The 22,959-nt window shown below is 60.2% G+C and carries 21 protein-coding genes; 9 read left to right on the top strand and 12 right to left on the bottom strand.

Going from position 1 to position 22,959, the window contains the following annotated elements; all coding sequences use genetic code 11:
• Positions 1-627 precede the first annotated feature (627 nt).
• From EJA72_RS18840 to EJA72_RS18850, 3 genes are all read right to left on the bottom strand, one after another.
• Entirely contained in the window at positions 628-1,527 is a 900-nt protein-coding gene (locus EJA72_RS18840; RefSeq protein WP_157712917.1) for a hydroxymethylglutaryl-CoA lyase, read from the bottom strand.
• Between the two features lie 157 nt (positions 1,528-1,684).
• Positions 1,685-2,086, bottom strand: a complete 402-nt coding sequence (locus tag EJA72_RS18845) for a MerR family DNA-binding transcriptional regulator (protein WP_157712918.1) — start codon at positions 2,084-2,086, stop codon at positions 1,685-1,687.
• A gap of 213 nt (positions 2,087-2,299) precedes the next feature.
• Complete coding sequence (locus EJA72_RS18850; protein ID WP_157712919.1) at positions 2,300-3,229, bottom strand: LysR family transcriptional regulator; 930 nt, start codon at positions 3,227-3,229, stop codon at positions 2,300-2,302.
• A gap of 154 nt (positions 3,230-3,383) precedes the next feature.
• Here EJA72_RS18850 and EJA72_RS18855 point away from each other — a divergent pair, with 154 nt between their 5' ends.
• Positions 3,384-4,613 (top strand): acyl-CoA dehydrogenase, encoded by a 1,230-nt coding sequence (locus EJA72_RS18855; protein WP_157712920.1) that lies wholly within the window; start codon positions 3,384-3,386, stop codon positions 4,611-4,613.
• 162 nt (positions 4,614-4,775) lie between these two features.
• On the opposite strand, the gene EJA72_RS18860 is transcribed toward EJA72_RS18855, so the two are convergent.
• Positions 4,776-5,579, bottom strand: a complete 804-nt coding sequence (locus EJA72_RS18860) for a TatD family hydrolase (RefSeq protein ID WP_157712921.1) — start codon at positions 5,577-5,579, stop codon at positions 4,776-4,778.
• A 236-nt stretch (positions 5,580-5,815) separates the two neighbouring features.
• On the opposite strand from EJA72_RS18860, the gene EJA72_RS18865 reads away from it, so the two are divergent.
• The 3 genes from EJA72_RS18865 (at position 5,816) to EJA72_RS18875 (ending at position 8,334) form a co-directional block, all read left to right on the top strand.
• Entirely contained in the window at positions 5,816-7,237 is a 1,422-nt protein-coding gene (locus EJA72_RS18865) for a transglycosylase SLT domain-containing protein (RefSeq protein ID WP_157712922.1), read from the top strand.
• 105 nt (positions 7,238-7,342) lie between these two features.
• The gene (locus tag EJA72_RS18870; protein WP_157712923.1) at positions 7,343-7,777 is read left to right on the top strand and encodes a DoxX family protein; all 435 of its coding nucleotides are present in this window, start codon (positions 7,343-7,345) and stop codon (positions 7,775-7,777) included.
• A gap of 248 nt (positions 7,778-8,025) precedes the next feature.
• A complete protein-coding gene (locus tag EJA72_RS18875; protein ID WP_157712924.1) occupies positions 8,026-8,334 on the top strand; it encodes a class I SAM-dependent methyltransferase in 309 nt (102 codons plus the stop codon).
• 28 nt (positions 8,335-8,362) lie between these two features.
• On the opposite strand, the gene EJA72_RS18880 is transcribed toward EJA72_RS18875, so the two are convergent.
• From EJA72_RS18880 to EJA72_RS18910, 7 genes are all read right to left on the bottom strand, one after another.
• Complete coding sequence (locus tag EJA72_RS18880; protein ID WP_256679722.1) at positions 8,363-9,340, bottom strand: YncE family protein; 978 nt, start codon at positions 9,338-9,340, stop codon at positions 8,363-8,365.
• Positions 9,341-9,443: 103 nt separating this feature from the next.
• Entirely contained in the window at positions 9,444-10,817 is a 1,374-nt protein-coding gene (locus EJA72_RS18885; RefSeq protein ID WP_157712926.1) for an ATP-binding protein, read from the bottom strand.
• Positions 10,793-11,458, bottom strand: coding sequence for a response regulator transcription factor (locus EJA72_RS18890; protein ID WP_157712927.1), 666 nt, complete (start codon positions 11,456-11,458; stop codon positions 10,793-10,795). Before EJA72_RS18890 ends, EJA72_RS18885 begins: the two co-directional genes overlap by 25 nt.
• Positions 11,459-11,560: 102 nt before the next feature.
• Complete coding sequence (locus EJA72_RS18895; RefSeq protein WP_157712928.1) at positions 11,561-11,998, bottom strand: hypothetical protein; 438 nt, start codon at positions 11,996-11,998, stop codon at positions 11,561-11,563.
• Between the two features lie 28 nt (positions 11,999-12,026).
• A complete protein-coding gene (locus tag EJA72_RS18900; RefSeq protein ID WP_157712929.1) occupies positions 12,027-12,791 on the bottom strand; it encodes a hypothetical protein in 765 nt (254 codons plus the stop codon).
• 101 nt (positions 12,792-12,892) lie between these two features.
• Entirely contained in the window at positions 12,893-14,266 is a 1,374-nt protein-coding gene (locus EJA72_RS18905; protein WP_157712930.1) for a sensor histidine kinase KdpD, read from the bottom strand.
• Positions 14,244-14,936 (bottom strand): response regulator transcription factor, encoded by a 693-nt coding sequence (locus tag EJA72_RS18910; protein WP_157712931.1) that lies wholly within the window; start codon positions 14,934-14,936, stop codon positions 14,244-14,246. The genes EJA72_RS18905 and EJA72_RS18910 overlap by 23 nt, the downstream gene beginning before the upstream one ends.
• Positions 14,937-15,054: 118 nt before the next feature.
• Between EJA72_RS18910 and EJA72_RS18915 the strand changes: the two genes are divergently transcribed.
• From EJA72_RS18915 to EJA72_RS18935, 5 genes are all read left to right on the top strand, one after another.
• The gene (locus tag EJA72_RS18915; protein ID WP_157712932.1) at positions 15,055-15,744 is read left to right on the top strand and encodes a response regulator transcription factor; all 690 of its coding nucleotides are present in this window, start codon (positions 15,055-15,057) and stop codon (positions 15,742-15,744) included.
• 102 nt (positions 15,745-15,846) lie between these two features.
• Positions 15,847-17,265: an efflux transporter outer membrane subunit gene (locus tag EJA72_RS18920; protein ID WP_157712933.1), complete on the top strand. Its 1,419-nt coding sequence runs from the start codon at positions 15,847-15,849 to the stop codon at positions 17,263-17,265.
• Positions 17,262-18,425 (top strand): efflux RND transporter periplasmic adaptor subunit, encoded by a 1,164-nt coding sequence (locus EJA72_RS18925; RefSeq protein WP_157712934.1) that lies wholly within the window; start codon positions 17,262-17,264, stop codon positions 18,423-18,425. Before EJA72_RS18920 ends, EJA72_RS18925 begins: the two co-directional genes overlap by 4 nt.
• The gene (locus EJA72_RS18930) at positions 18,422-21,529 is read left to right on the top strand and encodes an efflux RND transporter permease subunit (RefSeq protein WP_157712935.1); all 3,108 of its coding nucleotides are present in this window, start codon (positions 18,422-18,424) and stop codon (positions 21,527-21,529) included. Before EJA72_RS18925 ends, EJA72_RS18930 begins: the two co-directional genes overlap by 4 nt.
• Positions 21,530-21,553: 24 nt before the next feature.
• Positions 21,554-22,234, top strand: a complete 681-nt coding sequence (locus EJA72_RS18935) for a class I SAM-dependent methyltransferase (RefSeq protein WP_157712936.1) — start codon at positions 21,554-21,556, stop codon at positions 22,232-22,234.
• A 75-nt stretch (positions 22,235-22,309) separates the two neighbouring features.
• Here the strand turns inward: EJA72_RS18935 and EJA72_RS18940 are convergent.
• Positions 22,310-22,959: UDP-glucose/GDP-mannose dehydrogenase family protein (locus tag EJA72_RS18940; protein ID WP_178129454.1), on the bottom strand; the 650-nt coding region annotated here is incomplete at its 5' end.

The following is a 22,959-nucleotide window of genomic DNA, read 5'->3' on the forward strand; positions in this document are numbered from 1 at the left end:
ACTTCTGTGTTGAATGTTTTACCGCCATCGCGAGCAAGCTCGCTCCTACAGGGAGAAGGTCTGCGGCGAAAACACAAATCGCAGAAAGCACAAAGGGGAGCCGAAGCTCCCCTTTAATTTTGTCGTTGCGCGTGCTCTTTTTTTATTATTGAGGGGCGGTCTGTTTTTGTTTTTGGTGACCGTGACCCTTTACCGCTGTTTTTGTCGATCCCCATCCGGGATCAAGAGCAAACGTATTTTTTTGAGCGCTGATCTACTTTTTCGCTGAGCGATCCAACCAGTTCGGGAGCTACCTGAGGGTAGTTTTATTGTTCTCTGCCCGGTTGCGGGTGACTCCGAAAAGCACCCTGAAAAGCACATCTTCTCCAAAAAAATCTGTTAGCTGCGTCTCTGCCGTGTTGTTTTTGTTATGTCAGAGTCGTTACGTCTTATTTTTATTAGGGCTTGCTGCTTTTTTTGTTCTTGTTATGCCATAGAGATAGCAGGAGCCGTGCCAACTTTTAAAAATCCTTTAAAATCAAATACTTAATATTTTGTGGGGTTTTTCGTTCAGCTAAATCCCGACAATTTGTTTCCGTGTTACTCGCTTTCGCCCACGTTCCAGCGTGGGCGGTAACACCCCACCCCTCACTGTGCGCTGCGCGCCTTGGCCACGCGTGAACCGGTCGCTCGCCCGAGCACCGTGCAGATTTGCTGGCCGGCAAGGATCAAGGCGTCCAGGTCGATTCCAGTCTGAATCCCCAGGCCATTGAGCAGGTAAACCACGTCTTCGGTGGCAACGTTACCGCTGGCGCCCTTGGCGTACGGGCAGCCGCCGAGCCCGGCAATGGAGCTGTCGAACACGCAAATGCCTTCCAGCAGGCTGGCGTAAATGTTGGCCATGGCCTGGCCGTAGGTGTCGTGGAAATGCCCGGCCAGTTTTTCTCGTGGCACATCGGTGGACACCACTTCAAACATCGTGCGGGTCGCGCCCGCGGTGCCGGTGCCAATCGTGTCGCCCAGGGACACCTCGTAGCAGCCCATCGCATAGAGCTCGCGAGCCACCAGGGCGACTTGCTCAGGGGCGACGTGACCTTCATAGGGGCAGCCCAACACACACGACACGTAACCGCGCACGCTCACGCCCTGCTGTTTGGCGGCGTCCATTATCGGCACGAAACGCGCCAGGCTTTCGCTGATGGAGCAATTGATGTTGCGCTGGGAAAACGATTCGGACGCCGCCGCAAACACCGCGACTTCCTTGACCCCGGCCGCCATGGCGTCTTCGAACCCGCGCAGGTTGGGGGCGAGCGCGCCGTAGGTCACACCCTGTTTGCGCTGGATCTGCGCGAAGACGTCGGCGGAACCGGCCATCTGCGGCACCCACTTGGGCGAAACGAAACTGCCGACTTCTATATACCCCAGGCCGGCGGCAGTCAGCGCGTCGACGAGTTGCACCTTGTCGGCCACGCTGATCGGTTGGGCTTCGTTTTGCAGACCGTCGCGGGGGCCGACTTCGACCAGGCGTACGTGGGAAGGTAGGGACATGGGATTCGACCTGTGCTGATTGTCTGAATGTTGAAGGAAGCCTGTAGGAGCGAGCTTGCTCGCGATGGTGTTTAACGATAACGCGCCAAGGCTGAATAAACGCGGTGCTCTGGGGACCATCGCGAGCAAGCTCGCTCCTACAGTGGACGGCGTGAGCCTACTGGATCACCTGCTGGCTTTTCATCGTCTGTTCCAGCGCCTGGGTGCAGCGCTCCTGCGCCGTGTCCAGTTCGAGCTTCATCTGCTCGATGTCGAGCATTTGCTGCTCCAGCTGTTCGCGCCGCTCGGCAATTTTGTTGAGCATGGTTTGCAGCTGTTTCTGATTGCCGCCGGTGGGGTCGTAGAGTTCGATCAGCTCGCGGCATTCGGCCAGTGAGAAGCCAATGCGCTTGCCCCGCAGGATCAGCTTCAGGCTGACCTTGTCTCGGGGCGAATAGATGCGTTCCTGGCCGCGACGCTCGGGGCTGAGCAAGCCTTGCTCTTCATAAAAGCGAATGGCTCGCGTCGTGATGTCGAGCTCGCGGGCGAGGTCGGAAATGCTGTAGGTCTGGCTGCTCATAAGCACGCTCGGAAAAGGTCATGGCGTTAAGCTAATGGCAGGTTGACGTTTACGTCAAGGGATATGGATCATCGGTGTTCTTGCGGGCCTCATCGCCGGCAAGCCGGTCTCACTCCCACAGGAATTTCTGTCGCTCACAAATATTGCGTTCACAAAAAAACCTGTGGGAGCGAGACCGGCTTGCCGGCGATGGGGGCACCGCGGTGTCAAGCCCTACACCTTATCGAGCTTCCTCTCATGCGCCGTCACCTGCTGGCACAACTCGATCATCTGCTCGCGCATCCAGCGGTTGGCCGGGTCTTGGTCGGTGCTTTCGTGCCAGTAAAGGTGGGTTTCCACCGGCGGCACGTCATTGACCGGCAGGCTGAACGAGTGCAAGTCATTGCGCCGGGCGAAGCGCTCCGGCACGGTCATGACCATGTCGGTCTGCTGCAACACCTGGGACGCCATCAAATAATGCTGCGAACGCAGGGCGATTTTGCGCTGAATGCCCATTTTCCCCAGCGCCAGGTCGACGTGCCCCAGGCCACTGCGGCGGCTGGAGATATGAATGTGCGTCAGTGACAAGTAGTCATCGAGGGTGAATTTCTCTTTGGCCGCCAGCGGATGGCCCTTGCGCATGGCGCACACGTAGCGGTCCTCCATCAACTTGACGTGGCGTACTTGCGGGTCGGTGTTGAGCGGCGCGTCCACCGCAAAATCGAGGCGGCCGGCCGCCAGTTCCTTGGTGGTTTCGCGGCGTTTGGACAGGAAACTCTCGATGATCACCGTCGGCGCCAGGCGACGCAGACGCTGGAACAGCGGCGGAAGGATCACCGCCTCGGTCAGGTCGGTCATGCTGATGCGGTAGGTCTTGACCGCCTGCAGCGGGTTGAAAATGCGGCTTTCCTGGACGGATACCCGCAGCAGCGAAAGGGCATTGCGCACGGGGCCGATGATGTTCTGCGCCATGGGGGTCGGCACCATGCCCTGGGCCGTGCGCACGAACAACGGGTCGTTGAAAGTCTCGCGCAGGCGGGCCAGAGCGTTCGAGACCGCAGGCTGAGTGATGCCGACAATTTGCCCGGCGCGGGTCAGGTTGGCTTCGGTGTAGATCGCGTCGAAGACGATGAAAAGGTTGAGGTCGACCTTGCTCAGATTCATTGCGCTGCACTCTTATTGTTGGGCTCTCAATCAGCCGATCATATATCGGTGATGAATGTTAATACACGCCGAGAATAGGCTAGGTAAATTTTCGTAGCTGTTCTAGCATCGATTGCATGACTTAAACAACCTCTGCCCAAGAAGGTAATTGCTCATGGATTTCGCTTATTCGCCCAAGGTTCAGGAATTGCGTGAGCGCGTAACCGCGTTCATGGACACTTACGTTTACCCCGCCGAAGCCGTGTTCGAGCGTCAGGTTGCCGAAGGCGATCGCTGGCAGCCGACCGCGATCATGGAAGAACTCAAACTCAAGGCCAAGGCTGAAGGCCTGTGGAATTTGTTTCTTCCTGAGTCGGAGCTGGGTGCCGGGCTGACCAACCTCGAATACGCGCCACTGGCAGAAATCATGGGCCGTTCGTTGCTGGGCCCCGAGCCCTTCAACTGCTCGGCGCCAGACACCGGCAACATGGAAGTGCTGGTGCGTTACGCCAACGAAGAACAGAAGCAGCGCTGGCTCGAACCGTTGCTGCGCGGCGACATCCGCTCGGCGTTTGCCATGACCGAGCCGGACGTAGCGTCTTCCGATGCCACCAACATGGCGGCTCGCGCGGTGCGTGACGGCGATCAGTGGGTGATCAACGGCAAGAAATGGTGGACGTCCGGCGCTTGCGACCCGCGCTGCAAGATTCTGATCTTCATGGGCCTGAGCAACCCGGACGCACCGCGTCATGCCCAGCACTCGATGATTCTGGTGCCGGTGGATACCCCCGGCGTGAAGATCGTGCGACCGCTGCCAGTCTTCGGTTACGACGACGCACCCCACGGCCACGCTGAAGTGCTGTTCGAAAACGTCCGTGTGCCGTACGAAAACGTCCTGTTGGGTGAAGGACGCGGTTTTGAAATCGCTCAAGGTCGGCTTGGGCCAGGCCGGATTCACCACTGCATGCGTTCGATCGGCATGGCTGAGCGGGCGCTGGAATTGATGTGCAAACGTTCGGTGAACCGTACGGCGTTCGGCAAACCCCTGGCACGGCTGGGCGGTAACATCGACAAGATTGCCGACTCGCGGATGGAGATCGACATGGCGCGCCTGCTGACGCTGAAAGCGGCGTACATGATGGACACCGTCGGCAACAAAGTGGCGAAGAGCGAAATCGCGCAGATCAAGGTCGTGGCGCCGAACGTCGCCTTGCGGGTTATCGATCGGGCGATCCAGATTCACGGCGGGGCAGGGGTTTCCAACGATTTCCCGCTGGCCTACATGTACGCGATGCAGCGCACCCTGCGCCTGGCGGACGGCCCGGATGAAGTGCACCGCGCGGCGATCGGCAAGTTCGAGATCGGCAAGTACGTGCCTAAAGAGATGATGCGTAGCAGCCACTAAGCCGTAACGAAATCTGTAGCAGCTGGCGCAGCCTGCGTCCGACTGCGCAGCAGTCGTAAAACCTGAGCGCGAGGTTTCTCTGAAACACCACATCGCCTGATTTTACGACTGCTACGCAGCCGGACGCAGGCTGCGCCAGCTGCTACAAAGTACGTGTCATCGTTATATGGACGGCAACCCAAAAAACGCCAGCGCACACGCTGTGCTGTGGGCGGCCAGTTCTTCCTCGCTTTCCCCTCGATGCAACGCGACTTCCCGCAATACTTCGGTCAGATAGGCCGGCTCGTTGCGCCCGTTTTTCGGCTTGGGCCGCAAACTGCGCGGCAGCAGGTAGGGCGCATCACTTTCCAGCATCAATCGACCCCGTTTGATCTCCTTCACCAACGGATGCAGGTGCGTGCCTCGGCGCTCGTCGCAAATCCAGCCCGTGATGCCGATGTGTAAATCCAGATCCAGGTAACTGAACAGCGCCTTCTTTTCGCCGGTAAAGCAATGCACCACCGCGGCCGGTAATTGATCTCGGTAATCCCGAAGGATTTCCAGCAAACGCTGACTGGCATCGCGCTCGTGGAGGAACACAGGCAATTGCAGTTCTACCGCCATCGCCAGATGTTCTTCGAGGACCTTTTCCTGCTGCGGGCGCGGCGAGAAATCACGGTTGAAATCCAGCCCGCATTCACCCACCGCCACCATGTTCGGTTCCTTGAGCAAACTGCGCAGCCGTTGCGCGCTGTCGGCGTTCCAGTCGCTGGCCGAATGGGGATGAATGCCGGCGGTGGCGAACAGCCGTTGCGCCGTTTCATCCAGTTGATGACACAGTTCCAGCGCCTGTTCGCTGCCCTCGATGCTGGTGCCTGTCAGCACCAATTGGCAGACGCCGGCCGCGTAGGCGCGGTCGAGTACGGCCTGGTGTTTGTCAGCAAAACTGGGGTTGGTCAGGTTGACGCCGATATCGATGAGTTGCATGGTGCTACCTCGGACCAAAGGCCGGAAAGCATATCAGAGCTGTGGATGTATAAGAAAAGCCAAGAACTACAACGAGTTAAAGCTGTCTCTTGATGCCGCGAGACAAGGCAGGTTGGCCAAAGTGCCATCACTGTGCCAGTCTTTCGCACTTTGCCAGCGCTCAAGGCGCTCTGTTTCTGTCGTTCGATTTCAGCAGAATGCTTGAAATCGGCCCCAGTATTCTTTCCGGAGAGTGGATGACACGTCCCTCGGTTTTGCTACTACTGTGTTGTTCGTTGCTGCTGCCGATGCCGGCGGTTGCGCGTCTGGCCGGGCCACTGCAAGCCGTGCCGTCTACTCAGGTGCGGGATCTGGCGGCGATCCGCAGCAGTCGTGTGTTGCGGGTGCTGGTCAATCAGAGTCGCAACAGTTCCGGCGAAGTCCAGGGCCAGGCCATCGGCGTCGAATACCATCGCTTGCGCGCCTTCGAGCAATACCTCAACGGTCATGCCCGAGACGGTCAGGAAATCACCCTCAAGATCATTCCCAAGGCCAAGGATCAACTCATCGGCGCGTTGCAGCGCGGGGAGGGTGATCTGGTGGCGCCGGGCGAACTGCTCGATCTGCAACCGGGCTATGCCGTCAGCACCAGCGAACCGATTGCCAGCAACATCCCGCTGGTATTGGTCGGGATCAAAGGTGAAAAGCGCTTTACCCGGCTCGAACAACTGTCCGGCAAAACCCTCGCGCTACCCACCGGCAGCGCCGCCGGGGATGCGGTCAGTCAGATCAACCAGAAGCTCGCCCTGCACAAGTTGCCACCGGTCAAAGTCGAGTGGGTCGATCCCACGCTGGCTGTCGAGGATGTGCTGGAAATGGTCCAGGGCGGGATCTTTCACCTGACCATCGTCGAGCTACCGATTGCCGAGCGCTGGGGCAAGATCCTGCCCAATCTGCGTTTCGACCGGCAGGTGCTCATCAGTGATCCGGGCGAAGAGTTCTGGTTTGTGCGCCGCGATGCCTCGATGCTGCGGGCGAGCATCGATCGCTTCCTCACCGTGTACAAAAAACCGTCCGATCAGGATGCCGCGTTCCTGCGCATCTATCGCCGGCTGTATCAAGTTCACTACCCCTTGGCCAAGGCTGATCGCCAGCGATTGGAAAAACTTCGACCCGTGCTGCAAAAACACGCCGATGCGCAAGGCATGGACTGGCTGAACCTGGCGGCACTGGCGTTCAAGGAATCAGCGTTGCAACCCAGCGCCCGTGGTGGCGGTGGCCCCACCGGCCTGATGCAGATCACCCCGTCGGCGGCGCAGCGCGTCGGGGTCAATAACATCCAGGATCTCGATTCCAATGTGCAGGCCGGGGCCAAGTACCTGGCGATGATCCGCCGCAAGTTTTTCGCCAGCCCCAAGCTCAACGAGCGTGAGCGCATGGCGTTTGTGCTGGCGGCTTACAACATCGGGCCGGAGCGGGTTCAGGGCATGCGTGCCGAGGCGCGTCGGCGGGGTTTGAATCCCAATCAATGGTTCTTCCAGGTCGAGCGCATTGCCATGGAGCAGGTGGGAATGGGACCTGTCAGCTATGTTAATAGCGTGAACAAGTATTACCTGGCCTTCGATCGTGAGCGGGAGTCGTTGGAGCCGCAGGCGCAGAAAGTCGTCTCACGTAAATGATCGACTAAACTGATTGTTATGGTGAAAAGATTGCGCTTTTAGCATTTAATTTACTGATTAATATAGCGGCCAACCCACACATAACTCAAAAATGGATGACACAACATGAGCTCACTGATCAACAAGGTACTGTTTACCCGCGCTGGCTACGGCCTGACAGTTCTGCGGATTTTCGTCGGGATCATCTTCGCCGCCCACGGCTCGCAGAAACTTTTCGGGGCATTCGGTGGTTACGGCCTGGCGGGCACCGCGCAGTACATGGAAAGCATCGGCCTGACGCCGGGCTACGTGATGGCGACGCTGGCAGGCGGTACGGAGTTCTTCGCCGGTCTGGCCTTGATCATCGGTTTGCTGGTGCGCCCGGCAGCCTTGGGGTTGGCGTTCCTTTCGCTGGTCGCCATCTTCTCGGTGCATTTGCCTCACGGTTTGTTCATGGCGAACAACGGTTACGAATTTGCCCTTGCCCTGCTAGGTGGCACGATTGCCGTGCTGATCGAAGGCGCGGGCAAGCTGTCGGCTGACCGCGCCATCGCTGGCTGACCGCTCTGGCTCAACGAAAAAGGCCCGCATCGTGCGGGCCTTTTTGTTGCTCGGGATTCTTGACACCGTCCGGTCAGCTTCTCTAGGATGCTGCCCATGCGCCGATTTAAACAGCTACTTGCGGGGCGCCAGGTGACTCACGGAGTTGCCGATAGAAGCTTGAGACAGGCTTCGAAATACCGCTAAAGCGCTGGTTCGGTGTTGCCTCTCACCTGCCATGCAGACTTTTGAGGCAGAGACACGACACGATGAATGCACTAAGCCCCGTTATACGTCCCGCGCCGATCACGGCACATCTCACCCAGCGCAATCCAAAAATCCTGCTTGGCGGCCAAAATCAGCCGACGCTCTTGCGTTATCTCGACGGCTGGCCACGTCGCACCGGTCGCCCCGCGGCGTTCCTGATCCAGTTTGTCGAAGACGGTACATCGCTGGCGCGATTCGTCAGCGACAGTTTCGATCTGGCAGTGATTCAATCGCCCAGTCGCGAGGAAGCTCCCGAAGTCATCCGGCAACTGGTCCGGGTCGCCCGACAAGGGTTGATTACCCGCCGCTGAGGCCAACGGCTGGGCTGACCATCCTGATTCACTGCGATGTGTACGTCAGCACCGTGAACGTATCCGGGTGAAACACAGGATCAGGCTTCGGCTGGTCCTGGGTCGGCGCAGGTTGGGTGAAGTCGGCAGTGAACAGGTAAGCTTTCCCACGCCTGGCGTCCAGCACCATGTTGTGGGCCCATGGCCGGGTGCCGATAGCACCGAGCATCACGTACCGGCCTTGACTGTCGCGCTGGATCACCGAGAGATTGGCATCGGCCCCACTCGGAACCAGCAGTTGTTCACGGGAATGGTCGTAGGCGAGTGCGTTCACGGCGCGGCCGATGGGCATGGTAGTGATTGCTTCCCCCGTTTTCAGGTCCGCGACGACCAGCACCGGATCACCGCCCCGACAGGCCACGAACAGTCGCTGGTGCGACTCATCCACGGCCACGGCACCGGGTTTGCTGCAGTTTTTGAATCTCCAGAATTGCCGATGTTCCAGCTTCGCGCCGGACATCGCGGCCACTTGGTCCTCATCGCGCATGGGCACGATAAACGTACCGTTCTCGAGGATGACCGGGCCGTCGAGTTTTTGAGCCGGCAGGTCGATAGTGTTGGTGAGCCGGTCGGTTTTCGGGTCGATCAGGTACAACGTCGAATGATCGCCACGGCGCCCGCTGGTGACGATCAGTCGGTCACGGCTCTCGTCATAGAGCAGGTTGTTGAGGTTGCCTGCATCCAGTTTCAACCGCTGCAACACCTCCATGCGATCCAGCGCCACGATGCTCAGCGAACCGTCCATATTGGCCACATAGGCCCGATTGCGTTGCGGTACAAACGCTACGGCGTTGGCGCCGACCGAGTCGTCGAGCGTTTTCAGCAACCGCTGCTGGTCGATGTCGAACACCGACAATCCGTTTTCCCGTCGCGCGATAAACAGGTACGGCCGCTTCGGGTCCAGGGCGGCAAAGCCCCAGCTGTGACCGTCGCCGGGCAATGAGCGGGTGGCACTGGCGGTATACAACAATGGCTCATTCGCTTGCGCGTGATGAACGCCAAACAGACAGGCTGTCAGGCTCGCAAATGCTAGCCATTTTTTTGCAACGGGCATCAATGACCTCAGAAATTCAACGGGGTGAAGGGGAGCAAACGTCGGCTCCGGTCAACTGTAGGGACACACATAAACCGCTCTGGTTCGTCTCGTCCGAGAAACTCAAGTGAACGGAAACGCCTGCGCGATCGGCTATCGCCTTGACGATAGAAAGGCCCAGCCCGGAGCCTGCTTCGTCGGTGCCCAGGCTGCGATAAAACGGATCGAACACGCGGGCTTGCTCTTCAATGGTGATGCCCGGGCCTGTGTCCTTGATCTGCAGGATTGCATTCCCTTGAGTGCGCTCGACCAACAGGTCGATCCGCCCACCCTGGGGGGTATAGCGGATCGCATTGTCCACCAGGTTCTTGACCAGCATCATCAGGTCCATTTCGTTGATGAGGACCTGCACATCCTTGGTGCTTTCGACGCCGATATCGATGTTTTTACATTCCGCCAGCGGTAACAAATCCTCCAGCACACGTCGATACACGTCATGGACAGACACGCGTGTCGGCGGGCGGTTCGAGCTCGATTGCGCCGCAGCGAGGGTCAGCAGCTGATCGATCAGGTTTCTGCTGCGCTCTATTCCCCGGGACAACGGCAGCAGGCGCTCACGGGCCGGCGCCGGCATGTCCGTGGCGGACAGTCGTTCGGCTTGCAGCGACAGGGCGGTCATGGGCGAGCGCAGTTCGTGGGCCGCGTCGGCCACGAAGCGCCGCTGGTTTTCCATGGACTGCGCAACGCGTGCGAGCAGACGATTGATGGCGACAACGAAAGGCCGGATCTCGGTCGGCAAGTCGCGCTCGTCGACCGGGTGCAGGGACTGTTCATCGCGTCGATCGATGTCCGCCGAGAGCGCGGCAATAGGACGGAACAGTTTGCGCACCAGATCTCCCACCACCAGCAGCAACACCGGAAACAGAATCAGAAACGGCAGCAAACTGCGCCAGGCGCTCTCGCGGGCCTCTTTGTCGCGGACGCCGGTTTCCTGGGCGACCACAATGCGTTCACCCCGGGCGGTGGTTCTGACCAGCACGCGAAAGTCTTCGCCGGTGACGTTCAAGGTCGACAGGCCATCGGCGAGCGTTGTGGGGAAGGGCAGCGGTAACAGCGCGTCATCGTTACCGACGGCTTTGCTGCCGTCGGCCAGGTACTGCACGATGACCCTGGATTCTTCGTTGTCGTCATCGATTTTTTCAGCAGCGGGGTAGTGCAGGTTCATCTGCTGCCGATCAAACAGAACGGCCACCTGGCGCAAGGTTTCGTCCTGCATTTCATGGGCCTCGTCGAGTGCCGAGATGAACGCAAAAACACCGGCCACCACGGCCACAATCAGAATGGCCAGCGACAGCGTCACGGACAGGCGTAATTGAACCGAGTCCTTCAAACGCTTTTTGAAACCATCCATCCCATCCCCCTGACGTTCTTGATGACATGGCTGCCCAGCTTGCGCCGCAGGGCGTGAATCAGGAATTCTACCGCGTTGCTTTCCACTTCATTGCCCCAGCCGTAAATGCGGTCTTCCAGTTCACTGCGCGAGAGAATCGCGCCGGGTCGAATCAGCAGCGCCTGCAACAGGGCGAACTCACGACTGGACAGCTGGACTGCCTGGTTTTCGGCGGTGGTGGCTTCTTTGGAGAGCAGGTCCAGTGACACCACGCCGTTGTCCAGCACAGACAAAGCGTTGCCACCTTTGCGTCGCAACACGGCGCGTATACGGGCCAGGAGTTCCGCCATGTCGAAGGGCTTGAGCAGGTAGTCATCCGCGCCGCCGTCGAGGCCTCGCAGGCGATCATCCAGCCCGTCCCGTGCGGTGATGATCAGCAGGGGCACTGAATTGTTGCGTCCGCGAATGCTGTCGAGCACATCCAGCCCGTCCTTGCCGGGCAACCCGAGGTCCAGCAACACCAGGTCATAGTGTTGGGCGTCCAGCGTTGCGAGCGCGGTGAGGCCGTTCTTGACCCAGTCCGTGGCGTAACTCGCATCGTTCAGGGCACCCTGGATGGCGTCACCGATCATCGGGTCGTCTTCGACCAGCAATATCCGCATGTCCCGCTCCCGAAAAAAAAGCGCGACGGGCATGACCGTCGCGCTTGTATTGAAACACCTGAGCTAGCGTTTGTCCGCCGCGCAATCAGCGCCGCAGTGGGCTCACGCCTTGTTTTTCATCGAATCGAACGCTTTCAACAGCTCATCCATTCTGGCCTTGCAGTCGAGCTGTTGCGGATTGCTGGCGCGCAACGCATCCAGTGCTTTGTCGATCGCCTTGTCCACCACATGCCAGTCGCTTGCGGCGCGAGGCTTGATGCCGGCTTCGGCGGAGTCCCAGGCGGTTTCCAGGTCCTTGATACGCGCTTTGGCACCCGGCAGGTCATTTTTATCGACGAGGCCGGAGACGTCGGCGGCGATGCTGCGGAACTCGGACAGGTCACCCAGTTTCGAGCCCGATTGGGTTTGTGTGCTGGCCGAACCCGACGGGGCGCCGGCATTGGGTTTGTCGGCCGGTTTCGAGCAACCGGTGGCGATGCTGAGCAAGAAAATGGAAGAGACGATGGCAACGTGGCGAATGATGTTTTGAAGGTGGCGCATGACGATTCCTTGATTGGCTTTTGGGCGTTTATTGAGTGACGGTTTTGCGGTTGCCGACGCTGATCTGCGCGACGGTCACCAGGATGACGATGACGCACAGGAAGATGGCGCTGGTCCACGTGGCCCCCATTCCCAGGCCGCCGTAGGTCTTGGCCTGGGTCAGCAGGTCACCGAGCGAGGCGCCGAAAGGACGCGTCAGGATGTAGGCGATCCAGAACGTCAGCACCATGTTGCAGCCCATGCGCCAGGCCACCACGGTGGCGGCGATCAGCGCGCCGAAGATGACGGCGCCGAGGGTGAAGCCCAGGCCCAGTGCTTCGGTCGCCAGGTCACCGGCGGCGGTACCCAGGGCGAAGGTGCAGAGCACGGTGGTCCAGTAGAACAACTCCCGCCGTGGCGTGACGATTTCGCGAATCGACACGTTGTGTTCCACCCGGTACCAGACCACGAAGTTGATCGCCAACAGGGCGGAAAAAACCGCGGTGCTGGTGTACAGGCTGACGTCCAGCATGTCGGTCAGAATGTCGGTGATTTGCGTCCCGACGATGCTCACCAGCACCACCGTCAACCAGTAGATCCACGGCGTATAGGCTTTGGTGCGCATCTGCCAGAACATCGCGATGGCCAGCAGGACCGCCATGCCGATGCTGGTCGGGCCGGCGCCGAAACCGGCGTCGACCGCCAGGAAGTCAGCACCTGTTTCACCCACGGTCGTGGACAAGATCTTGATCACCCAGAATGACAGCGTCACTTCGGGCACTTTGTTGAGCCAGCCGGCTATTGCGGGTTTCATCGGCGGGTAGCCTCTCCTGAGCAGCGCAAAAGGTGCGCAGGAGAGAAGGTACTGAACGAAACTTAGCTGGGCCTGAGGGGCGGAAAAATCAGCGACATTTGTTAAGTATGCGCTGTCACCGCTTTGCCCATCAGGTCTATCCGGCAACCCGGCATTGCGTCGCTGACCGCCAGTTTCATGTCATGCAGGCGCGCCACCGCCGAAACCATGCTCAGGCCAAGCCCGTTGCCCGGCGTATGCCGGCTCGATTCGGCGCGATACAGTCTGCGCATCACGGCTTCGCGTTCCGCAGGCTCGATACCTGAGCCATTGTCCGTCACACGAATCCCGGTGGCGCCCGGGTCAGCGATCACCGTCAAGCGCACGTCGCCATGATCGGGGGAGAATTTGATGGCGTTGTCCAGCAGGTTGCAGATGGCATCGAACAACAGTTGCGCGTCACCGGCGATGATGGCCGGCGCCGGGCTCTCTTCGAGTGTCAGGCGGATGCCGCGTTCTTCGGCCAGGGGTTCATAGAGCTCTGCCGCATCGGCACTGATCAGGTTCAGGTCCAGCGGCGAAAAGTGGCTGCGGCGCGCGCTGTTTTCGATTTCAGAAATGCGCAGCAGGGCCTTGAAGGTCAACAGCAACCCTTTGGCTTCGGTCAGTGCCGCGTCGATGCTCGACGCGTATTGCGCTTCATCCAGACCGCGTCGCTGAGCGCGCTCCAGTCCCGCGATCAAGCGTGTCAGCGGGGTGCGCAGGTCGTGTGCGATGTCATCGCAGACGCCCTTGACCTCACTCATCAAGCGTTCCAGTTCATCGAGCATGCCGTTGACCACCGAGGCGAGGCGGTCGATATCGTCGTTGTTGCCCAGGATCGGCAGCCGGCCGCTCAAGTCACCTTCAATAATGCCCTTGATGGACCGACTGACCTTGTCCAGGCGCCTGTGCGCCGAGTAACCCAACGCCACCGCACCCAACAGGCCGACCACCAGTAACAGCACGCCGCCAGAGATCAGCGCATTAATGAGCAGTTCGTCGAATTCGCGAATGTCGTAGACGTCCTGGGCCACCAACAGGGTTTTGCCATCGGCCATGCGATGGACGATGAACCGCACAGGACGATGGTGACCATTGGCCTTCTCCCAGCGAAATTCATGGGGTTTGTCGTAGGCGGTAAAGGGCGGCAACTCCTTGATGGCGCCCGCGATAAATTTGCCCTGTTCATCGAACAGGCTATGGGGCAAGCGGGCTTCAGTGTCCTGCAGCGCGTGTTTGCGAATCTCCAGCAGCTGCAAATCGGGCGCCTGGTTGGTTCGGTTTTCCACCTGGCGATAGAGCGCGTTATCGGCTTCGGTCTTCAGGTAGAACGCCGTTTGCCAATAGATGTAGCCAAACAGCGCGAGGAACGAACAACCAAACAGCCCGAGAAACATCAGGCCGGTGCGAAAGCTGATGGTGCGGGGTATTTCATTCAGGTGAACGGAGAACATAACCGGCTCCACGAATGGTATGGATCATTGCCGACTCGCCTTCGCCATCGACTTTGCGCCTCAAGCGGCCGATATGCACTTCGATCACATTGGTGCGCTCGTCATAGCTGTAATTCCACACCGCCTCAAACAACATGGTTCGGGTGATCACTTGCCCGGCGTTGCGCATCAGGTGTTCAAGCAAGGCGTACTCCCGGGGTACCAGGTCGATCACCCGTTCACCGCGCCGGACCGTCCTGCGCAGCAGATCGACTTCCAGGTTGGCCACGCGCAAGCGTGTTTCTTCGGGTTGTGCGGTGGGTTCGGCGCGGCGACGGTTCAAGGCGTCCAGGCGTGCGGTCAGTTCGATGAACTCGAACGGCTTGGTGAGGTAATCGTCACCGCCGGCGCGCAATCCGCGAACCCGCTCATCGAGCGCGCTCAATGCGCTGAGGATCAGCACCGGCGTGGTGACGCTCGCCGCACGCAATGCGGTGAGCACGCCCAACCCATCGACGCCGCCGGGCAGCATGCGGTCCAGAACGATCAGGTCGAACGGTTCGCTCAAGGCTTTCAACAGGCCTTCACGACCATTATCGACACAGGTCACCGTGAAGCCGTGGTCACACAGGGCGGCTTCGATTTCCTGGCAGGTAGGCAGATCGTCTTCGACGACCAGAACATGGGTCATGGCAGTTGAACCGCTCACGTAATCGGGCAGAGGTGGCATAGTGTGGCAAAGCCGGCGTGCGCGCCACGTTCCCGCCGGTTAAATAAAAGTTTAGGTTTGAATCAGGAGGACGGTTCTTTTGCGCATTCTTGTGGTTGAAGACGACGCCCAGACCGCCGCGTATCTCTTGCGCGGGCTGACCGAGAGTGGCCACATCGTCGATATCGCCAACGATGGAGAGGCGGGCCTGGGCATGGCCCTGGAAGGCATCCACGATGCATTGATCGTTGATCGTCGTTTGCCCGGACTGGACGGCATCGGCCTGATCAAGGCCTTGCGCGCCCGGCAACGGCGGGTGCCGATCCTGATGCTCAGCGCACAGGCGTCCACGGCGCAAAAGGTCGAGGGCTTGCAAGCCGGTTGCGATGATTACCTGGCCAAACCTTATGCGTTTGCCGAAGTGCTGGCGCGGCTCGATGCGCTGTTGCGCGGGCGTGAACAAACGAGCGGGGCGGCGCGCCAGCTGGAGGTTGGCGAGTTGCGCCTCGACTGCGCCACGCGCACCGCCGTGCGTCAGGGCCGGGTGATTACCTTGCAGCATCGCGAAGCGTTGTTGCTGGAAAAACTCATGCGCCACAGCGGCCAGGTGGTGACCCGCGATATGTTGCTCGACAGTGCCTGGGACTACGCATTCGACCCCAATGACAACGTCATCGACAAACACATCCATCGCTTGCGGCGCAAACTCGACGAAGGGTTTGACTACTCGCTGATCAGGACGGTGCCCGGTGCCGGCTACAGCTTCCAGGTGACGCCCGCTCAAGGCTAAACAAAAGTTTAGCTGCCGGGGAACGCTCTGGCAGGGACCCCTCGCTATCTTCGCCTCATTCGTGGCCCGGTCCACAGAGGCTCAAGCGAGGATAGCTTGCCCATGTCAGTTTCAACCTTGGCGGCGCGCAGTGTGCGTGCGGCGTGTCATTCATCCGTGTCCTTGCTGCTGATCGGCCTGCTGGTGCTGGGCGGCTGTTCGATCGTGCCCGAATATCGCCAGCCCGAGTTGCCCCTGGCGCAGCAGTGGAATGGCCAGCCGGACAACCCACCGGCAGCCGGCGGGCAGTGGTGGCGCGAGTTTCACAACGCCGAGCTGGACTCTTTGATCGCCCGAGGTCTTGAGACCAATTACACCCTCAAGGCGGCGGCCAGTCGCATTGACGAGGCGCGGGCCTCGGCGCAAGTGGTGGGCGCGGCGCAATACCCGGCACTGAACCTGGGCGGGAATTACCAGCGGCAGAACAATTACGGCACCACGCAAAAACGCAGTGTTTTTGCCGAAGCCACGTATGAAGTGGATTTCTGGGGCAAACAGCGCGCCGCCGCCGATTCTGCCGATGCCTTGGCCACCGCGACGGTCTTTGATGCCAAGACGCTGCGCATGAGCCTGGGCGCGAGCATTGCCGACAACTACTTCCAGGTGTTGTCCCTGGAAGAACGGCTGCGCCTGGCCCAGTCCATTGCCGACGATGCCCGGCAAGTGCTCGACCTGGTGGAAGTCCAGGCCAGTCAGGGCGCCGTGTCGAACCTCGAAGTCGCCCAACAGCGCAATGCCTTGCAGACCTTCGAAGCAGCGATACCGCCCTTGCGTCAACAACGGGACCTGGCGCTGTATCAATTGGCGGTGCTGGTCGGCGCGCCCCCCCAGGGTTTTCAGGTGCACGGCGACGGGCTGGACACCCTGCAAGTGCCGCAACCCTCCACCGGCCTGCCGATTGGCCTGCTGCGCCAGCGCCCGGACATTCAGGCCGCCGAAGCGCGTCTGAAGTCAGCCAACTTCGATGTCGGTGTGGCCCGTGCCGCATTTCTGCCCAACCTGTCACTGGACCTGCTGGGCGGTATCGATACGATCGCGGGCGGGCAGATCTGGAGCGCCATTGGCACTCTCGGCCAACCCTTGTTCGCCGGTGGTCAACTCACCGGGCAATTGCATGTCGATCAGGCCCATGTGCAGGAACTGGCGGCAACGTATCGCGAATCAATCATCGAAGCGCTGCAAGACGTCGAGACCCAGCTCAGCGCGGCGCGTGAGCTCGACAAAAGCTATGCACTGAACCAATCGGCGGTGGATTCGGCGCGCGAGGCGGCGCGGTTGGCGCAGGTTCGCTACCGCCTGGGTTCCACCGATTTCCAGACACTGCTGATCGTTGAACGCACCCAATACCAGGCCGAGGACACGCTGTTGCAAGTGCGCCTGCAACACCTGCAGGCCGCCGTCGGCCTCTTCCGTGCGCTGGGCGGAGACTTTTCGCCGAGCACCCTCGCTTCCCTTTCTCCTGCCCAGGTGGCTCATCCATGAATGTCTCGCACCCGCGTCATCGTGTTGTTTTCGGGGGCCTGGCGATGTTGTCACTGGCCGCTGCCCTCAGTGGTTTTCAATGGATCAAGCATGCCCAGGCAGCCCCCGTTAAATCCGAAGCCGGCGCGATACCGGTGCAGATGGCGCAAGTCAGTCGCCAGGACTTGCCGATCTGGATCAGTGCCATCGGCAACGTGCAGGCACTCAATAGCGTCAATGTGCGGGTGAGGGTCGATGGCGAGTTGCAGAAAATCCTGTTCAACGAGGGGCAGATGGTCTCTGCCGGCAGCCTGCTGGCGGTGATCGACCCGCGGGTCTATCAAGCCCAGGTCGCTCAGGCCCAGGCGCTGGTGGCCAAGGATCAGGCGCAGTTGGCCAATCTGAAAGTCAACCTGGACCGTGCCAGCAAACTGGCTGCAGCCAAGGCCGGGCCAACTCAGGATGTCGACACGTACCGCGCGCAACTGGCGGCGCAACAGGCGACGGTGCAGGCGGATCAGGCGGCGCTGGACACGGCGCGGCTGCAACTGGAGTTCACTCAGGTCAAGGCGCCATTGACCGGTCGCACCGGCCAGCGCCTGCTCGACGTCGGCTCGATTGCCCACGGGGCTGAAGCCACCGGTTTGGTGACCATTACGCAGATGAACCCGATTTCCGTTGCGTTCGCCGTGCCCCAGGATGACCTGGCGGAAATTCTCGAGGAAAACGCCAAGGGCGCCTTGCAAGTGATCGCAATGACCCGCGACGGCCGACAGGAAATCGCCCACGGCCAACTGAGTTTTATCGACAGCCAGGTGACGGCCGCCAGTGGTCAGATCCAGCTCAAGGCGCAGTTCGACAATGCCGCTGCAAAGCTGTGGCCGGGTGAGTTGGTGAGTGCGCGATTGCTGGTGCAGACGCGCCGGGACGTGGCCGTGGTGCCGGCCGATGCGGTGCAGTTGGGGCGTCAGGGCAATTTCGTGTATGTGGTCGATGCCGATCAAAGGGTTCAGCCGCGGCAGGTCGATGCCGCGACGGTCGTCGAGGGCAAACAATGGATTCGCCAGGGGTTGAACGCCGGTGAAACGGTGGTGGTGCAGGGCCAGTCTCGCGTCGCGCCGGGCCTGAAAGTCACGCCGGTCAAAAGCGGTTCTGTGGACTTGGCGGAGGCTGCCCGATGAATGCGCTTGCCGGACTGATTCAACGGCGCGTGGGCTTGAGCCTGCTGGCCCTCGGAATAATGCTGCTGGGGGCCTTCGCTTATTTTCAACTGCCGGTTGCGCCGCTGCCGACGGTGGACTTCCCCACCATCCAGGTCACCGCCAAGCTCTCCGGAGCGAGCGCCGAAACCATGGCCTCCTCGGTGGCGACACCGCTGGAACGAGCCTTCGCGGCCGTACCCCAAGTCACGTCGATGACGTCTTCCAGCGCCGCAGGCAAGACTCAAGTGGTGCTGCAATTCGACCTGTCGCGAGACATCGATGGCGCGGCGCAAGATGTGCAAACGGCGATCAACACCGCCACGCCCAACCTGCCCAAAACCATGTCCAGCGCGCCGACGTTCAACAAGGTCAACCCGGCCGAAGGCACCGTGCTGTCGCTGGCCGTGACCTCGCCGACCCGCACCTTGCCGGAGCTCGACCGCTACGCCGATAACTACATTGCCCAGCGCCTGTCACAGATGCCGGGGGTCGGCCTGGTGGATTTTCACGGCGAGCAGAAACCGGCGGTGCGGGTGCAGATCGATCCCGATGCGTTGGCCGCTCGCGGCCTGACCCTGGAAGAAGTGCGCAGCGTCATCGGCGTCAGCACCCTGGATCAGCCCAAGGGCAGCCTCGATGGGCAAAGCCGTTCGATTACCCTGGGCGCCACGGATCAATTGCTGGACCCGCAGCATTATCGCGATCAGGTCATCGCTTATAAAAACGGCATGCCGATCAAGCTGGGCGATCTTGGGCGGGTCATCGCCGGTGCTGAAGACACCCAGCAAGCAGCGCAATTGGGGGCTGAGCCCACGGTGATCGTCGACATCCACAAGCAGCCGGGTTTCAACCTGCTGTCGACCATCGCTACGATCAAGGCCAAATTGCCTGAACTGACCGCCTCGTTGCCGCGCGACGTGCAGGTCCAGGTGGTGGGCGACCGCACCCAGACCATCGAAGCGTCGGTCAATGACATGCAGTTCACCTTGCTGCTGTCGATTGCCCTGGTGGTCGTGGTGATCTTCGTGTTCTTGCGCAAAGCCACGGCGACGCTGATTCCCAGCCTGACCATCCCCTTGTCCCTGGTGGCGACATTCGGGGTGATGTACCTGTTGGGCTACAGCCTCGACAACCTGTCGATCATGGGCCTGGCGATTGCGGTCGGGTTTGTGGTGGACGATGCCATCGTGGTCATGGAAAACATTGTCCGGCACCTGGAAATGGGCAAGTCGCGGCTGCAATCGGCGGTCGACGGGTTGCGGGAAGTGGCGTTCACCATTGTCTCGATGACGGTATCGCTGATTGCGGTGTTTCTGCCGATCCTGTTGATGTCCGGCATCGTCGGGCGTCTGATGCGCGAGTTCGCCGTGACGGTCAGCGTGGCGATCATCATGTCTTGCATCGTTTCACTGACCATCACGCCCATGCTCTGCGCCTGGTTGCTCAAACCCCATGCCGACCAGGAAGAAGGGCGCTTTGCCCGGGCCTGCGAGCGGGTCTTCGACGCTTTGCACAACGGTTATCGACGCAGCCTGGATTGGGTGCTTGACCACCAGCGCGTGACGCTGGCCGTGGCCATCGCGACCCTGGCCGCCACTGCCGTGTTGTATGTCGGCATACCCAAAGGGTTCTTCCCGCAACAGGACAACGGCCTGATTCAAGGCGTGGCCGAGGCGGCGCCGGATATCTCGCCGATCGCCATGCGCGCGCAAGTCAACCGCGCCGCGGAGGTGATCGGCCAGGACCCGGCGGTGGCACGGGTGTACTTCTGGATCGGTCCCAATCCGACGGTCAGCCAGGGCAAGGTGATGATCAACCTCAAGCCGTTCAGCGAGCGCACGGCCAGCGCCGGCGAGGTCATCCGCCGACTGCAACCGGCGCTCGACGCCTTGTCCGGGGTCAAGGTGTACATGCAGGCCAACCAGGATATCCAGATCGGCGGCCGGGCCAGCAAGACCCAATACCAGTACACCCTGCAGGACCCTGACAGCGCCGAACTGGATCATTGGAGCGGGGTGTTGCTGGAGAAGCTCAAGACCTTGCCGCAGCTGCAACACGTCACCTCGGATCAGCAGCAGGCCATCGCCCAGTCGACCCTGGTGATTGACCGTCCCACGGCCGCGCGTCTGGGCGTGACGGTGCAGGCTATCGACGATGTGCTGTATGACGCGTTCGGCCAGCGGCAGATCGCGACGATGTTCACCCAGCTTGACCAGAACCACGTGATCCTGGAACTGGACCCGAGCTGGCAGACCTCCACGGCCACACTCGAGCATTTGTTTGTGCGCTCCAGTTCCGCGAGCCTGGTGCCGTTGAGCCTGTTGGCGACGGTGAAGACCGAGCAAGTGCCGATCATCATCAACCATCAAGGCGTCTTCCCGGCCATCACCCTGTCGTTCGACCTCGCGCCCGGTCAGGCCCTGAGTGAGGCGGTCAACGCGATCAATCAGGCCTCTCTGGCCGTCGCGATGCCCGACACGGTGGTGGGGAGCTTTCAAGGCACGGCCCAGGCGTTTCAGGATTCGCTGAAGTCGCAACCCTGGCTGATCCTGGCGGCGATTCTCACGGTCTACATCGTGCTCGGCGTGTTGTACGAGAACGCCATTCACCCGCTGACAATCATCTCGACTTTGCCTTCGGCAGGTTTCGGCGCGCTTCTGGCCTTGATGCTCTGCGGGCAGGACCTGTCGGTGCTGGGGATGATCGGCATTATTCTGCTGATCGGTATCGTCAAGAAAAACGCGATCATGATTGTCGACTTCACGTTGCAGGCCCAACAACGGGGCTTGTCTGCCCGCGATGCCGTTCGTGAAGGCTGCCTGTTGCGCTTGCGGCCAATCCTGATGACCTCCCTGGCGGCATTGCTCGGCGCGGTGCCACTGGCCTTCGGTCATGGTGCCGGGTCCGAGTTGCGTCAACCGCTGGGGATAGCGATTGTCGGCGGCCTGGCGGTTTCGCAGATCCTGACGTTGTACACGACCCCGGTGGTCTTTCTCTGGTTCGAGCGTCGGCGCGCGAATAACCGTTCTACAGAAAATTCACATCATGTTGACCATTCAGTGACAGGCGATTCATTAGCTTGAAATTCTGGCTAATGGAGATCGCCAATGAGCGCACCCGTCAAACTTAAATTTTCTGAGAAGTACGATAAAGATCACGCACAACAGTACTACCTGAAGCATCAGGATGGCGTGTCGCGAAAACTTTCCCATTACCGGGACGTACAGATGGCGCGACACGCCTTACACAAGGCGGGAGAGCCTGGCCTGGTGCTCGATCTGCCCTGTGGTGCGGGGCGATTCTGGCCGTTGCTCGCCGAAAACCCCAATCGAATCATCATTGGCGCCGACAATTCGCCGGATATGATCAAAACCGCGCTCGAGCATCAACCTGCCGATATCGTCAAGCGTGTGAAGCCGCTCGAGACTTCCGCGTTTGCCATTGATCTGCCAACCAATTCAGTCGACTGTATTTTCAGCATGCGCTTGATCCACCATATCGGTGAGTCTGCGCACCGATTGGCGATGCTGCGGGAATTCCATCGGGTTACGCGGGACACCGTCATCTTGTCGATGTGGGTCGATGGCAACTTCAAGTCCTGGAAACGCAAACGCCAGGAAGAACGGCGCCAGGCAAGCGGCGAAAAGAGTGAATACCAGAACCGGTTCGTTATTCCACGATCCGTTGCGGAAGCAGAGTTCAAACAAGCCGGCTTCACCATCGAAAGCAAGTCTGACTTTATTCCGTTCTATGCCATGTGGCGGGTTTACGTCCTGCGCAAGAATTGATCGCCTGGCGAAGTCACTGATAAACCCGGGGCCGCGAACCTTGCGGCCCATGATCCTCGCCCCGGGTTTCAGCCATCACATCGCGACGTCTGCATTCCACTTTTGATAGGGGATCGGCAACGTGCGCGACTCACCACGTCCCATCGGGAAATACTGGAAGCCCTTCTGCGCGAGACGCTCGGCGTCGTAGAGGTTGCGCCCGTCGAAGATCACCGGAGCGATGAGCCGTTTTTGGATCAGATTGAAATCCGGTGCCTTGAATTGCTGCCATTCGGTGCAGATGATCAGTGCATCGGCACCATTGAGTGTTGCTTCCGGCGTGCCCATCAGGCTCAGGTCGGGATGGTCCGGATACAACGCCTGGGTCTGCTGCATCGCCTCGGGGTCGAATGCCCGGACATGGGCGCCAGCGGCCCACAGATCTTCCATGAGCACCCGGCTCGGCGCGTCACGCATGTCGTCGGTGTTGGGCTTGAACGCCAGGCCCCACAGGGCGAAGGTCTTGCCGCGCAGATCACCCTTGTAGAACGCATTGATGCGCTCGAACAGCTTGTGTTTCTGTCGTTGGTTGATCGCTTCGACCGCTTGTAGCAGGTCACTTGAGCAATGGGCCTCTTCGGCGCTGTGGATCAGGGCGCGCATGTCCTTGGGGAAACACGAGCCGCCATAACCGCAGCCGGGGTAGATGAAGTGATAGCCGATGCGCGAGTCGGCACCGATGCCCA

The sequence above is a fragment of the Pseudomonas sp. PB120 genome, from assembly GCF_009761815.1.
Taxonomy (GTDB): Bacteria; Pseudomonadota; Gammaproteobacteria; order Pseudomonadales; family Pseudomonadaceae; genus Aquipseudomonas.